Genomic DNA, 13,519 nt, shown 5'->3' with positions numbered 1-13,519 from the left:
TCCTTTATGTTAAAATTTCAAAAAAAGGTCAATATGAAAATCGGTCATATCAATTATTTAAACCTTTTACCATTTTACCAATTTTTGAAAAAAAATAATATATTTATGATAAAGGGCGTTCCTTCAAATATAAATCAATTATATAAAAAAAGAAAAATCGAAGCCGCCTTTATCTCTTCCATCCGGGCAAAAAACAACAATGTTTTGATGCGGGGATTGTAGCAAAAAGAAAAGTAAAAACGGTTCTATTGTGCCCGGGAGAAGGGATGGATACTGAAAGCGAAACATCCAATATGTTAAAAAATGTTTTAAATTTAAAAGGGCAGGTTGTAATAGGAGACAAAGCTTTCAGGGAAAAAAACTGCATTGATTTAGCCGAAATTTGGTATCAAAAATATAAACTTCCTTTTGTATTTGCTCTTTTTTGCGCAAATAAAAACCAAAAAGAATATAAAAAACTGATAAATAAATTTTTAAGAAAAAAACAAAAAGTGCCTTTTCTTACACTTAAAAAATATGCTACAAGACTTGGAATTTCCACAAAAGAGGCAAAAGATTATTTAGACAATATTATTTATTATCCTCTCGGATGGAGGGAGAAAAAAGCCCTTAAACTGTTTTGGAGAAAATCAGATGAATATTTACGAAATAGAAAAATTACCAGAAATTGACAACGAACTATTTAAAACTTTATTAAAACACAAAAACATTGAAATTAAAAAAATTATCTCAAACACTCTAAAAACACCACAAACTTTTATTCAAAAAGAGGATGAATTTGTGGTTTTACTAAAAGGATGTGCCAAAATAGAAATAAACGGAGTTGTTAAAAAGCTAAAAAGTGGAGATACTTTATTTATTCCTGCAAATACACCGCATACTCTTTTAAAAACCAAAAAAATTGCCATCTGGCTTGCTATTCATATATATAATACTTTTAAATAACGAAAAAGTAAAAATATTACAGCGTTGCGGAATTTAACGAAAATTTTGCGTTAAAAAATTGCATTTAACCCGTAAGGGCTGCGTAGCTGTTTGCAATTTTTAGCAAAATTTGAATGGTGCGTTAGCAAAATGAAGCATTGAGCTGTAATATTTTTATCTTTGTAGTTTTTTACTAACTATTAGTTTTTAAGTTTTTCAATAGCCTCGCTTAAATCGCTAAGAGGTTGTAATTCTCCATTTTCCACTATATACCACTCTCTTTTGTCAAATTTGCCCCCGTTTTCAAGCCTGCATTCAATTACATCGCCTTCATTAAGCTCAACATCCCACGAAGTTTTGTAATATTTTTTCTTTTTACACCATTCTTTTCCATTGTCGTTAAAAAATTCCCTCTCAATCCGCTCATCCACCATATAAAGTTTTGCAATGTAAGCCGGACCGTGTTTTAAAGGGTTAAAACATTTGGGAGTTTTAAAAGAAAACCAATTTGTTTTTCTTTTTTTAATCTCAGCTTTTACCTCTTCAAGCAGCTCTTTTAGCTCATCTAATGATAATTTGCTCAGGTTCATTAAAATACTCTTTACTTATACAGTGAACACTTCCATGCTGTCTGATTAACACATTTGCATTAATAGGAATTATTTCCCTGTCCGGAAAAATTTCGCAAAACAAATCATAAACATATTTGTCTTTTTCATCCTCATAAACAGGAAGCAGCACCGCATTGTTTATTATTAAAAAATTGACATACGTTGCAGGAAGTCTCTCACCTTCATATATTTTAGGAGAAGGAAGAGGTAGAGGGATTAAATTAAACTTTGTTTTTTTAAGCTCTTTTTCCATTTTTTTAAGTTCATTATAGTGAATATCATTTTTATCTTCACATAAAGAGTAAACTATCGTATCTTTATTTACAAATCTTGCAAGAGTGTCAATATGTGAATCTGTATCATCCCCTTCCAAAAATCCGTGATTAAGCCAAATAACTTCTTTTACAAAAAGTTCACTTTTTAAAAAACTTTCAATCTCAGTTTTACTCATCGGATAATTTCTGTTTTCTTCAAGCAGACACTTAGATGTGGTAAGTAAAACTTCCCCGTTTGTATCTATGCTTCCACCCTCTAAAACAAAATTATAACTTTTGTGTATTTGAAAAATTTTTCTACTAATTAAATTATCATAATTACTTGGAAATTCTAACCCCCATCCGTTAAATTTAAAATCAAGAAGTTTAATTTTATTATCTATTTTTATACTTATAGCTCCAAAATCTCTTGCCCATGTGTCATTGTTTTGAATTTTTTTAAAAATAAAATTTTTATGTTTTAAATGTTTTATCGTATTTTCATCCCAATAGCAGATTAACACCTTTTGAAACTGAGCAATTGCATACGCAATTTCAGTGAAAGTCTTTAGTGCTTCATTTAAACAACATATCCAGTCAGTTTCTTTATGTGGAAAAACAAGTTGTACAAAACTTTGCTTTTCCCATTCAGGCACTAAATAATTCATAGTTTTTTATTTTCTTTTGGAAGTTGATTTTTTTGAGATTTATTTAAAACTTTAATATTAAAGGGGCTATATATCGGTAAATTCAAATCTTTTTCTATTTTTTCCACGGCACTGTTTATTTTTTCCACTTTTAATTTATCATATATTTACCCACAAGATAAACTTCAGAATCAGAAACACTGTTTTTAACGGCGGATGAAATTTTTTCTTTATATTTTTCAGCACAACAGTTTCTTTAAGCCTCACGTCTGTAAAAAACCTGTAAGCGACCTCAAACAAAAAAGTAAGCACCAACACTACAAAGGATGAAGCAAGGGAATTAGGATTTGTTTTTAAATTATAAGATATTAAAGTAATGATAGAAACTAAAGAAACTAAAAATCCAGCCAACGGTATAAAAGGATTAGAATCTGTGTATTTTGAAAGTTTAAAATTGGCAAGATTAACAAAAGAAAAAAAAATCCCAGACTTCCTGCAATTGAAATATTTTCCGATTAAAAGACCCTCGGTTCCGTGTTTCCAGATATTTTTAGTTAAATTTTTTGGAAGTTCCCCAAATTTGGCTATCAGATAACTGACCCTGGCACTCCCGTATAATGTGGCGTTAATAGCGGAAGAAGTGGATAGAAGTGCGGCAATTCCTATTAATATAAATCCCGCTTTTCCCAAAAAAGGTTTGGCCGCCACAGCCAAGACATAATCCTGGTATTTTTGAACATCTTCGTAAGATACATTTGCTACCTTTACAATACTGACTAAAACGTAAATAAAAATAGTTGTAGACACAGCTGCGTAAAAGGCTTTTGGAAGTGTTTTTTCAGGATCTTCCACATCCTGGGCTGTATTTGCGATAAGTTCAAACCCCTCATAAGCTAAAAATATTATAAGACCGCCTGTCATTAAATTTAATAAACTCTCCATATGCACCAAAAAAATTAATTATGGTAAAAAATGAAATTACTATAACTATAAATATTTTTTTGGCCAAATCCATTTCACCGCCTAAAAACAAAGCAGACCTGTAAACAGGTTATTTTTAAAAGCCCTCACCAAGAATTCAACCGTTCCGCCTTCTGATGGGTATCTGACAGAAAGCTTGGCATATGAATAAGAAGTTATAAGGGCTATAATGCCCGCAAAAATAAATGAAATTGGAGCCCCGCCGGATTGTAAGTCCCAAAACGGCAAAAATACCGCCTCCTATCATACCGCCGATACCTATGGAATAGGCTTCCCAAAATCCTATTTTCTTCATGCAATAAATCCTATGTGAATCAAATAAATCAGAGCCAGTCCAAAAACAATCCTGTAAACTCCAAAGGGAATAAGCGTATATTTTTCAACAAATTTTAAAAACCATTTAACGGCAATATAGGCTGAAATAAAACTTATAATAAATCCAACAGCCAAAATTAAGCCGTTTTGGTCTTTAAAAGAAGAGATGTTTTTTACAAATTCATATCCGCTTGCCGCAAACATTGTGGGAATTGCAAGCAAAAAACTGAAATCCGCCGCCGTTTTTCGTCTAAGGCCGCCCAGCATTCCGCCTACAATAGTAGCACCGCTCCTGCTGGTGCCCGGAATTAAGGCAAATACCTGAAAAACACCTATTATAAACGCCTGTTTGTAGCTAACTTTTTCAACATCATCTATTTTATTTTCTTCATTATACAGTTTTTCAACTATAAAAAAGACAATCCCGCCTATTATAAACATCCAGGCTGCAGTTGTAACCGTAAAAAGCTCTTTTATTTGATGTCTAAGAAGAAATCCTATAACTGCAAGAGGTAAAAAAGCTAAAATTACTTTTTTCCAGAGTTCAAATTCTTTAAAATTAATTTTATTTAGATAAATCATAACAATTGCAAGAGTAGCGCCTAATTGAATAATAACTTCAAAAGCTACATTGCTAAGAGTTTGTTTTAATCCTAAAAGGGTTGAAGTTATAATCAAATGGGCAGTAGAAGAAATAGGCAAAAATTCTGTTATTCCCTCTACTATCCCTAAAATAACACTGTCAATTATATTCATAAATTCTCCTTATTTCATAATGCACCACTCACAACTCACTACTCACCACTCACTATATACTTCCTCGGGTCAGCAATTTTACCTGCAATCGCACTTGCAGCAGCTACTGCTGAATTGCTAAGATACACTTCACTTTCCCTGCTTCCCATTCTACCTCTAAAGTTTCTGTTTGTTGTAGCCACAGCTCTTTCTCTGTCTCCCAATATCCCCATATATCCACCAAGACAAGCTCCGCAGGTAGGATTGGCAACAACAGCACCCGCATCTATTAACGTATCGAGGATTCCCTCATGCTCAGCCTGTTTGTAAATTCTCTGGGTTGCAGGCGTTACTATTAACCTAACTCTTTTATGAACTTTTTTTCCTTTTAGAATGTTTGCTGCAGTTCTAAGGTCGCTTAAAGTTCCGTTTGTACAGCTTCCGATATACACCTGATCAATTTTAATATTATCTTTTACAGCAACGCTAATCGGTTTTCCATTGCTTGGCAGGAATGGATAAGCAACAAGCGGCTCAAGTTTACTTACATCTATTTCAATTATTTTTGAATATTTAGCATCAGGATCTGAATAGTGGATTTTAGGCTCAGACCTCAATGGATTAAGTTTTTTTTCTTCTTTAAAAATTTCTCAGTTATTTTATCATAAGCAATAATTCCGTTTTTTGCACCCGCTTCAATAGCCATATTACACAAACTCATCCTGTCATCCATCGGCAATTCTTCTATTACTTCGCCTGTAAATTCAAGAGCTTTATATAACGCCCCGGCAACTCCTATTCTTCTGATTAACTCAAGTATTAAATCTTTTCCATAAACGTGCTCACCTCTTTTGCCAGTAAATACCACTTTTATGCTTTCTGGTATTTTAAACCAGCTTTTTCCTGTAATCATACAAAATGCAATATCGGTACTTCCCATACCTGTTGAAAATGCCCCAAGTGCTCCGTGAGTACAAGTATGGCTATCAGCACCTATTATTACATCCCCCGGAATTACAAGCCCTTTTTCCGGCAATAATCTGTGTTCAATTCCCATATCTTTTTCATCAAAAAAATTTTTTAAATTATGCTCATATGCAAAATCCCTGTTTATTTTTGCCTGATTTGCACTTGCAATGTCTTTTGGGGGAATGAAATGGTCCAAAACTATTGCAAAATTATCAGGTTTTGCTAATTTTTTTGCTCCACTTTCTCTAAAAGCTTTAATAGAAATTGGAGTCGTTATATCATTTCCTATAGTCATATCAACATCACACATTATAATTTCACCAGGTTTAACAACTCTACCTAAATGCTGAGCAAATATTTTTTCAGTAATTGTCATAGGCATAAAAATCCTTTTTTTATTGGAATTATATCAATTTGCTATAATAATAACAAAAAGGTGATAAATGGCTAAAATCTTTATTTTTACAGGAGTTGTTTTTATAATAATTGGTCTTATTTTATATTTTTTTAAAGATTTTCCGCTGTTTCATCTGCCGGGTGATATTGTGATTCAAAAAGAAAATTTTAGTTTTTATTTTCCAATCACATCATCAATTATTAATTTCAATTGTTTTAAGTGCTATTTTTTATATCATATCAAGGATTATGCATTGAGACTGTTTATAGCAACTCCAATAAAATTGCCAATTTATCAAGCTATTAAAAACGATTTTAAAGATGTGATTGATGGCAAATGGGTGGAAGGGTGGAATTTACATTTAACGCATAAATTTATTGGAGAAGACGAACCGGAGAAATACAAAATAAAAAATAAAATTTTAGATTTGCATGTTTAAGAATGATTTAATAAATAAAGAAATAAATAAAAAGTTTAATTTAAAAAACGATAAACCCTTTTTAGCTCACATTACACTTTGCAGAATTAAAAACATAGATAAAAAATAAGTTAAAAGAAAAACTTCAAAAATGGCAAAACTTAAACTTAACTTTCCACTTGAAGTATATTTATATAAATCAACTTTAACCAAAAAAGGCCCTATTTATGAAAAAATTTACAAATACTAAAGCGGTTGCCTTAAAATATAAGGCTTATGAAGACATGGTCCCAAAAGTTATTGCAAAAGGAAAAGGCGAAATAGCACAAAAAATAATTAAAAAAGCAAAAGAATTTGATGTGCCTTTATTTCAAAATGAAGAACTTGCAAATATGCTTCTAAGCTTAGAAGTAGGGGAAGAGATACCTCCAAAAATGTATGAAGCAGTTGTTGAAGTGTTTATTTGGCTTTATAAATTAGAAGAGAGAGCACAGCTTAGTAAATAAAAAAGTTCCAAGTGCCGAGTAAACAAGTTCCAAGTGGCCAAGTTTTAAGTGAAAGACACTGACTAAATAATGAAAAAGTAAAAATATGACAGCGTAGCGGAATTTAGCAAAAATTTTACGTTAAAAAAATTGCACCGAGCCCTTAGGGCCTGCGTAGCTGTTTGCAATTTTTAGCAAAATTTGAGCGGTGCGTTAGCAAAATGGAGCTCTGAGCTGTAATATTTTTATCTTTGTAGTTATCAATTTTGGTAAAATAATATAAAAGGAGGGGAAAATGGAAGATTTAAAAATTTTACCAAAAATTGCAAGACTTTCAATTTTAGAAGAGTTTGAAGGTAAAAAATTAATTGATAAAAATGAGTGGCTCCAAAAATATCCTTTTTTAGCTGAAAAAAGAGCTTGCTTTGTAACATTAAAAAAGAAAAATCTGCCAAGAGGTTCTAATCTTAGAGGTTGTATAGGTTCAATTTTACCATACAGACCTTTAATAGATGATGTTATTGAAAATGCAAAAGCAGCAGCCTTTGGCGACCCAAGATTTGAACCGCTAAGACCAGAAGAGTTTGAAGAAATAGAAATTGATGTAAGCGTACTTACTATTCCTGAAAAACTTGAATATGAAGACGTAAATGATTTAAGAAGTAAAATAAGACCAGGGGTTGACGGGGTAATACTTCAGCTTGCAAATCATCAGGCGACATTTTTGCCAAGCGTATGGGAGGAACTTCCAAATTTTGATCTGTTTTTTGCACATCTTTGCTTAAAAGCGGGACTTCCGGGGGATTGTTTGCAGTATCATCCGGTAATTTATACTTATCAGGCAATAGAAGTTAAAGAAGATTAATTTTTCTTCTTTTTTACAGACAGAAGATAAAACACAAAAATAATAATAGAAAATTTTTTAAAAATCAAAAATTAGATTTGTTATATAGTTTTACAACTAAAAAAGAGATAATTATTGCCAAAATCAGCCTGATAGAAATCAATATCCATATGCTTGCCCCAAAAATGGCAAAAAGGGCGGTATCTTCAATAACCGAATGACATATCATTAAAAAAGTTCCGATAAACAGTATATCTTTTTTTGAGAGTTTTTCTTTTTCTTTAATCAATATTCCTGCCCCGTAAGTTATTCCGAGAATCAAACCTGTTACAATTGAAAAATGTGAACTTATATTTTTATCTTTAAAAAATTTAGCTTTTATAAAATCCATAAAGATTATGATAACTGAGATTAAAACAATAATTTTTAAAGCAAGTATTGAAGCATTATAAACAGAATGCAAAAGCATATTAAAAAAACTGTTATAGTGACTTATTTCAATATTTTTTGAAACTACCGCATCATTTAAATGAAAATTAAATAATTTAAATATATACACCGCTAAGGTTGCCCCGCTTATTCTTAAGATAGTTGAATACCAAACAGAAATTCCAAGTTTTTTCATTATTGCATTTTCAACAGGCAAAGCATGAGCAATACCCATAAAAAGCCCAAGGGCAGTCCATTCATATGGACTGAGATTCAAAGGTGCGGCAAATGCAATCCCGGCATAAATATTAAAAAGCAACCCGGCAGCCAGACTCAAAGCGAGCTTATCATCAAAGCCTAAAATAAAAGTAAAAGGTTTAAACAAAAAAGATATATGTTCTAAAACATGAAAATAGATTAAAACATCAGCCAAAATATAAAAAGGAATAACAAGTTTTATTATAACTAAAGCTGTTTTTATTATACTTCCCACCTGTTTTTACCGTTTCTTTTTGCTATATACAGTTTTTCATCCGCCCGTTTTATCGTATCAAACAAATTGTTGTCAGTTTCGTAATTTAATTCGCTTATTCCGATGGAAACGCTGACACTTATCTCTTTTTCGTCATTTATTTTTATTTTTTTATTTTCTATGGCTTTTCTTAATTTTTCAGCAATTTTAACGACTTCTTTTAATTTAACATCTTCTAAGATTATTACAAACTCTTCCCCTCCGTAACGTATAAAAATATCATTTTTTCTTAAAATCTGTTTTACAATTTCTCCTATTTCGCTTAAAACCATATCCCCTACATCATGTCCGTATGTATCGTTTACTTTTTTAAAATCGTCTATATCAAATATTAATACCGAAACCTGTTTTTTTAATGTTTTGTATTTCAAAAAGAGTTCATGCTCTTTTTCTTCTAAAAACCTTCTGTTAAATGCACCGGTTAAAATATCTATATAAGCTTTGTTGTAATATTCTTCTTTTTTTGAGCGTAAAATATTTATAAATGCTTTTATTTCCTTTGCAGCGTCTATTATGGCTTTTTGATGTACGTTTATTTCATTTCTTACTTCAAAAGTTTTAGGAAGTTTGTCAAACTCCTGATTTTTTAACAACTTTACATAAATATCTGTTTTATTAAGCTCTTTTATAATATAATTTAACATTCTAAAATAAAAAAACCATCCCATAAACATTATTAATACAAATATAAAAACATAACCCAAAATATGTACCACAATATCTTTAAACATTATTTCATTTCTATCGGCCAAAATTATTTTTCCCAGTTCGTTTCCGAAATAGTCTTTTAATTCAATTTTAGTAATAAAATATTTATTTTCTTTTATTTTATCCCCTAACAATCTGTATTTATTTTCAATTAAAGGGCATTTTTTATAACTTTTATAAAATTTCGGCATTAAAAAAAATTTAAGCAGTCTGTCATTTAAAAAAATTGATATTTTTTTAACACCCAAAAGTTTAAATCTGTTTATTAAAAAATCTATCTTCTGAGCGAAAGAAACACTGCCCACAATTTTTGAATCAACCTCTATTGGAAAAACGGCCCTGAGTCCAGGATATTTTGCGCAAATATAATAAAAAACGTCTCCTTTTTTTGCAGTTTCTATATTTAAAATATCAAGTCTTTTTTTTGAGGCGTCAAACATTTTTGTATTGTCGTTTGGAAAATCCAAAAAATTAACAGCGGGATATTTAAAAAAATGAAGCTCTTCAATAAGATTTTTTTTATTCATAATATTAAAAAGTGGTGCAAATTCATTATAAATTAAATTAGGATTATTTTCTTTATATGCTTTTTTAACCAAAGGAGAATTGGCAAAATATTTGGCTAATGAATAGAGATAATCTTTGTTTTCTTTTATTATAAAATTATATTCTTTTATCCTTTTTTGATGAATAACCTCATTCATTTTGGCTTTTGCATAATTTATAAAATCAAAAACAATAAAAAAAAGCAGTATTGTACTTGTAAGAAAAACAAAAGAAGAGAAAATAAAAAAATATTTTTTCACTAATCCGCTTTAAGTATCGCCCCGTTAGCAGCGTTTGTAACAAGGACACGGTAATCCCTTAACCATTTTCCTGGCACCTCTTTTTTAATAGGAATGAATTCTTTTTTTCTTTTTTCAATTTCTTCATCGCTTAATTTTACATTTATAGAAAAATTATCGGCATCAATTTCTATAATATCCCCGTCTTTCAAAAGTCCAATCATTCCGCCCTCAGCCGCTTCAGGACTTACATGCCCAACACTGAGCCCCCTTGTGGCACCTGAAAATCTACCGTCAGTTATAAGAGCGACTTTGTCTCCAAGCCCCATACCCATAATAAGGCTTGTTGGTGCCAGCATTTCCTGCATTCCGGGTCCGCCTTTTGGTCCTTCGTATCTGATTACGACAACATCTCCTTCTTTTACTTTTCCGCCTGTAATTCCGTCAATTGCCTCCTGTTGGGAATTAAAGCATACCGCACGGCCAGTAAATTTTCTACTTCCGACAATTCCGGCTGTTTTAATAACACACCCTTCTTCAGCCAAATTACCGAATAAAACGGCAAGCCCGCCTACTTTACTAAACGGTTTTTCAACAGGTTTAATTATAGAATAATCAAGCACTTTAGCATCTTTAATCCTGTCGGCAACACTTCCGCCTTCAATTACAGGATTATCAGTGTAAAGTATTACATCGCTTCTTTTTGAAATTTCTTTCATAACGGCACTGATCCCGCCGGCTTTATTAATATCTTCCATATGAACTGTCTGAAGTGAAGGGGAAATTTTTGCGATATGGCTTACATGTTTTGCGATTTCATTAATTTTAGCCAAATCAAAATCAACTCCGGCTTCTTTTGCAATTGCCATCATATGCAAAACGGTATTTGTGCTTCCACCCATCGCCATATCCACAACAAACGCATTATGAACCGCTTTTTCGTTGATAATATTTTTTATTCTATACTGTTCATAAAGTTTTTCGTCTTTTGCAATTTCGCAGATTCTTCTGGCTGCAAGTCTTAGAAGTTCTTCCCTCTCAGATGTAAGAGCGGGAACAGTTCCGTTTCCTTTAAGGGCAAGTCCCATAGCTTCTATTAATGTATTCATAGAATTAGCAGTAAACATACCAGAACAGCTTCCTCCCCCCGGACATGCATTGCATTCCAATTCGTATAAAGTATTTTCATCAATTTCACCTTTTTCAAATTTACCAAGACCTTCAAATACTGTAGCAAGGTCAATCGGTGTTCCGTCTTTCATATGCCCGGCTCTCATAGGTCCGCCTGTCACCACAATAGTAGGCACATTTACCCTGAGTGCCCCCATAACCATTCCCGGAGTTATTTTATCACAGTTTGGAATACAGATAAGCGCATCAAATTTATGAGCATTCATCATGGTTTCTACTGAATTTGCAATAAGCTCACGGCTTGGCAGAGAATAAAGCATACCGTCGTGCCCCATTGCAATACCGTCGTCTACACCGATTGTATTAAATTCAAAAGGCACACATCCGTTTTTTCTAATTTCATCTTTTACAATTTCCGCATATTTATTTAAAAAAAAGTGCCCTGGAACTACTTCAATAAAAGAGTTTGCAACGGCAATAAAAGGTTTTTCAAAATCTTCATCTTTAAGTCCTGTAGCTCTAAACAAACTTCTGTGTGGGGCTCTATGCCATCCTTTTTTTACTTCATCACTTCTCATTTTATGTCCTTTTTTTCCTGTATTTTAACACTTTAAGCTTAAAAATGCAAAAATATAAATTTAAGAAACTTTTATAATATTTCTTTCTTTTACCATTAAAATTTCATCCGCTTTTGCAATTGTTTCAGCCCTGTGGGCAATAATAATTGATGTTCTTTGTTTTAAAAAATTTTCTATGTTTTTAAAAACCCTGTCTTCTGTGTCTATATCAAGGGCTGAGGTGGATTCATCCAAAATCACAACTTCAGGTTTAAAAAGAATTGCTCTTGCTATTGCAACCCTCTGCCTTTCCCCGCCGCTCAGTTTCACCCCGTTTTTCCCTATAAACGTATCAAGCCCTTTTGGCAATTTATCTACTGACTTTAAAAATTCCGCCTTTTTTAAAGCTTTCTTTATCTCACTTTCATCGAAATTTTCTCCTAATGTCAGATTAAACCTTAGAGTATCGTTAAAAAGTTTAGTTTCCTGCAAGATTAAGGCGACATGTTTTCTTATTTCATTTAAACCTATCTCCTTATAACTGATTTTATTATATAAAATATCTCCCCTATCCGGCACCAGCAAAGCTGAGATTAATTTTGCAAATGTTGTTTTTCCGCCTCCGCTTGCACCAATTAACGCAGTAATCTTAAAAGGTATTATTTTTATATTCACATTTTCCAAAATCCAATCATCTTTATATTTAAAATATAAATTTTTAGTTTCAATTTCTATATTTTTATTAAACGGATTTTTTTTATGCTCATAAACAGGCTCTTTTTTAAGTTCAAACAATTTATTTATCCTCTCAAGTGCCGCTTTTGCACTGAAAAAAGAGTACTGAATATTTATAATTTCCTGAATAGGACTCATCATAAACCACAAATAACTAAATACAGCTATCATCATACCGATACTTAAATCATCATATGCAACCGCCAAAATTCCGGCAGCCCTGAATATTTCATATCCCACCAAAAACATTAAAAAACTCATTTTGTTAAAAGCTTCGCTTTTGTAGCTGAACTCAAATGCTTTTTTCTTCATTTCCCCCGCCAGTAAAAACAGTCTTTTAAAGAAAAAATTTTCTTTGTTGTATGCTTTTATCTGGTCAAACAGTTCCAGAGTTTCTATTAAAGCTTCCTGAAACACAGAAATTGTTTTATTTTGGGAAAGTTTATATTTTTTAACTTTTCTGGCCAGTTTTCCTGAAAAAACAACAACAAAAGGATTAAGCAAAAGTATAAAAAGCCCAAGTTTTAAATTAATACTTAGTAAAACAACAGCGACTCCAATCAGCGTCAAAAATGAAATTACAAATTTAGAAACCGATTTTATTAAAAAATCCTCCAGAGTATTTACATCGCTTATAAGTCTACTTGCAATATCCCCCGTTTTTAAATTTTCATATTCATTAAGAGAAATTCTTTTTAAATGCTCTATTACCCTCAACCTTATTTTATAAGTTATATCTTTTGTTATTTTTTCAAAAAAAAATGCCTGGGCTATATTCAAAAACATAAAAGAGCCCCTTAATATCAGCACTGCAAACAAAGTTATCATCACATAACAAAACGGATTGCAATTCTCAAAACGGTTAATAAAATCTATCCACCAGCCGCCTTTATGGAGTAATACCTCATCAATTAAAAGAGGCATTAAAAGTGGTATAGGAATGGAGATAAGCGTAGCCAAAAGTGCTATAATTTGAGCAATAATAAATTCTTTTTTATATTTTTGAATTTCTTTTAATATTTTTTTAAATGTAAGCAAATCAAGCCTTTTTTAAGGAATTAT

At 31.6% G+C, this 13,519-nt stretch carries 15 protein-coding genes and 1 pseudogene; 6 read left to right on the top strand and 10 right to left on the bottom strand.

Annotated elements, in window-relative coordinates; genetic code table 11:
- Positions 1 to 6 precede the first annotated feature (6 nt).
- The 3 genes from DZ64_RS14265 to DZ64_RS0109400 are packed head-to-tail and all read left to right on the top strand — an operon-like array spanning position 7 to position 945.
- On the top strand, positions 7 to 222 hold the full coding sequence (locus DZ64_RS14265) for an MqnA/MqnD/SBP family protein (RefSeq protein WP_156922670.1): 216 nt from the start codon (positions 7 to 9) through the stop codon (positions 220 to 222).
- Positions 223 to 266: 44 nt separating this feature from the next.
- Positions 267 to 671 (top strand): MqnA/MqnD/SBP family protein, encoded by a 405-nt coding sequence (locus DZ64_RS11185; RefSeq protein ID WP_156922669.1) that lies wholly within the window; start codon positions 267 to 269, stop codon positions 669 to 671.
- Positions 634 to 945, top strand: coding sequence for a cupin domain-containing protein (locus DZ64_RS0109400; protein WP_024790325.1), 312 nt, complete (start codon positions 634 to 636; stop codon positions 943 to 945). The genes DZ64_RS11185 and DZ64_RS0109400 overlap by 38 nt, the downstream gene beginning before the upstream one ends.
- 179 nt (positions 946 to 1,124) lie before the next feature.
- On the opposite strand, the gene DZ64_RS0109395 is transcribed toward DZ64_RS0109400, so the two are convergent.
- From DZ64_RS0109395 to leuC, 6 genes and pseudogenes are all read right to left on the bottom strand, one after another.
- A complete protein-coding gene (locus DZ64_RS0109395) occupies positions 1,125 to 1,514 on the bottom strand; it encodes a hypothetical protein (RefSeq protein ID WP_024790324.1) in 390 nt (129 codons plus the stop codon).
- A complete protein-coding gene (locus DZ64_RS0109390; protein WP_024790323.1) occupies positions 1,486 to 2,457 on the bottom strand; it encodes an agmatine deiminase family protein in 972 nt (323 codons plus the stop codon). The genes DZ64_RS0109395 and DZ64_RS0109390 overlap by 29 nt, the downstream gene beginning before the upstream one ends.
- Positions 2,454 to 2,585: a hypothetical protein gene (locus DZ64_RS13865; protein ID WP_255327562.1), complete on the bottom strand. Its 132-nt coding sequence runs from the start codon at positions 2,583 to 2,585 to the stop codon at positions 2,454 to 2,456. The genes DZ64_RS0109390 and DZ64_RS13865 overlap by 4 nt, the downstream gene beginning before the upstream one ends.
- A 10-nt stretch (positions 2,586 to 2,595) precedes the next feature.
- Positions 2,596 to 3,378: an APC family permease gene (locus DZ64_RS11660; protein WP_236618754.1), complete on the bottom strand. Its 783-nt coding sequence runs from the start codon at positions 3,376 to 3,378 to the stop codon at positions 2,596 to 2,598.
- A 330-nt stretch (positions 3,379 to 3,708) separates the two neighbouring features.
- On the bottom strand, positions 3,709 to 4,488 hold the full coding sequence (locus tag DZ64_RS0109375) for an undecaprenyl-diphosphate phosphatase (protein ID WP_024790322.1): 780 nt from the start codon (positions 4,486 to 4,488) through the stop codon (positions 3,709 to 3,711).
- Positions 4,489 to 4,526: 38 nt separating this feature from the next.
- A pseudogene (gene leuC / locus DZ64_RS14260) lies at positions 4,527 to 5,818 on the bottom strand (3-isopropylmalate dehydratase large subunit).
- Between the two features lie 61 nt (positions 5,819 to 5,879).
- Here leuC and DZ64_RS13560 point away from each other — a divergent pair.
- The 3 genes from DZ64_RS13560 to amrA all read left to right on the top strand — a co-directional run bounded on the left by DZ64_RS13560 (position 5,880) and on the right by amrA (position 7,601).
- The gene (locus tag DZ64_RS13560) at positions 5,880 to 6,272 is read left to right on the top strand and encodes a DUF2905 family protein (RefSeq protein ID WP_236618753.1); all 393 of its coding nucleotides are present in this window, start codon (positions 5,880 to 5,882) and stop codon (positions 6,270 to 6,272) included.
- Between the two features lie 206 nt (positions 6,273 to 6,478).
- Positions 6,479 to 6,757, top strand: coding sequence for an EscU/YscU/HrcU family type III secretion system export apparatus switch protein (locus tag DZ64_RS0109345; RefSeq protein WP_024790320.1), 279 nt, complete (start codon positions 6,479 to 6,481; stop codon positions 6,755 to 6,757).
- Between the two features lie 274 nt (positions 6,758 to 7,031).
- Positions 7,032 to 7,601: an AmmeMemoRadiSam system protein A gene (gene amrA / locus DZ64_RS0109340; RefSeq protein ID WP_024790319.1), complete on the top strand. Its 570-nt coding sequence runs from the start codon at positions 7,032 to 7,034 to the stop codon at positions 7,599 to 7,601.
- A 64-nt stretch (positions 7,602 to 7,665) separates the two neighbouring features.
- Here the strand turns inward: amrA and DZ64_RS0109335 are convergent, their stop codons facing one another.
- Genes DZ64_RS0109335 through DZ64_RS0109320 form a run of 4 tightly spaced genes read right to left on the bottom strand, consistent with a single transcriptional unit; the run spans position 7,666 to position 13,495 of the window.
- On the bottom strand, positions 7,666 to 8,502 hold the full coding sequence (locus tag DZ64_RS0109335; protein WP_024790318.1) for a hypothetical protein: 837 nt from the start codon (positions 8,500 to 8,502) through the stop codon (positions 7,666 to 7,668).
- Positions 8,490 to 10,055 carry a diguanylate cyclase gene (locus DZ64_RS0109330; RefSeq protein WP_024790317.1) on the bottom strand — a complete coding sequence of 522 codons (1,566 nt, stop codon included), beginning with the start codon at positions 10,053 to 10,055 and terminating at the stop codon, positions 8,490 to 8,492. Before DZ64_RS0109330 ends, DZ64_RS0109335 begins: the two co-directional genes overlap by 13 nt.
- Positions 10,055 to 11,743: a dihydroxy-acid dehydratase gene (gene ilvD / locus DZ64_RS0109325; RefSeq protein WP_024790316.1), complete on the bottom strand. Its 1,689-nt coding sequence runs from the start codon at positions 11,741 to 11,743 to the stop codon at positions 10,055 to 10,057. The genes DZ64_RS0109330 and ilvD overlap by 1 nt, the downstream gene beginning before the upstream one ends.
- Before the next feature lie 60 nt (positions 11,744 to 11,803).
- Positions 11,804 to 13,495 (bottom strand): ABC transporter ATP-binding protein, encoded by a 1,692-nt coding sequence (locus tag DZ64_RS0109320; protein ID WP_024790315.1) that lies wholly within the window; start codon positions 13,493 to 13,495, stop codon positions 11,804 to 11,806.
- Positions 13,496 to 13,519 lie beyond the last annotated feature (24 nt).

The organism is Lebetimonas sp. JH292, assembly GCF_000523275.1.
In the GTDB taxonomy this organism is placed as follows: Bacteria; Campylobacterota; Campylobacteria; order Campylobacterales; family Nautiliaceae; genus Lebetimonas.
Note: the sequence above shows the minus strand (reverse complement) of the source record. Positions and strands in the feature narration are given on the sequence as shown.

Excerpts from the sequence above, each read along its gene's own strand:
- DZ64_RS13560 (WP_236618753.1), top strand. The coding sequence starts at position 5,880 with ATGGCTAAAATCTTTATTTTTACAGGAGTTGTTTTTATAATAATTGGT.
- DZ64_RS0109375 (WP_024790322.1), bottom strand. The coding sequence starts at position 4,488 with ATGAATATAATTGACAGTGTTATTTTAGGGATAGTAGAGGGAATAACA.
- DZ64_RS0109345 (WP_024790320.1), top strand. The coding sequence starts at position 6,479 with ATGAAAAAATTTACAAATACTAAAGCGGTTGCCTTAAAATATAAGGCT.
- DZ64_RS0109390 (WP_024790323.1), bottom strand. The coding sequence starts at position 2,457 with ATGAATTATTTAGTGCCTGAATGGGAAAAGCAAAGTTTTGTACAACTT.
- DZ64_RS0109395 (WP_024790324.1), bottom strand. The coding sequence starts at position 1,514 with ATGAACCTGAGCAAATTATCATTAGATGAGCTAAAAGAGCTGCTTGAA.
- DZ64_RS11185 (WP_156922669.1), top strand. The coding sequence starts at position 267 with ATGGATACTGAAAGCGAAACATCCAATATGTTAAAAAATGTTTTAAAT.
- DZ64_RS0109400 (WP_024790325.1), top strand. The coding sequence starts at position 634 with ATGAATATTTACGAAATAGAAAAATTACCAGAAATTGACAACGAACTA.
- DZ64_RS14265 (WP_156922670.1), top strand. The coding sequence starts at position 7 with ATGTTAAAATTTCAAAAAAAGGTCAATATGAAAATCGGTCATATCAAT.
- ilvD (WP_024790316.1), bottom strand. The coding sequence starts at position 11,743 with ATGAGAAGTGATGAAGTAAAAAAAGGATGGCATAGAGCCCCACACAGA.
- amrA (WP_024790319.1), top strand. The coding sequence starts at position 7,032 with ATGGAAGATTTAAAAATTTTACCAAAAATTGCAAGACTTTCAATTTTA.
- DZ64_RS11660 (WP_236618754.1), bottom strand. The coding sequence starts at position 3,378 with ATGGAGAGTTTATTAAATTTAATGACAGGCGGTCTTATAATATTTTTA.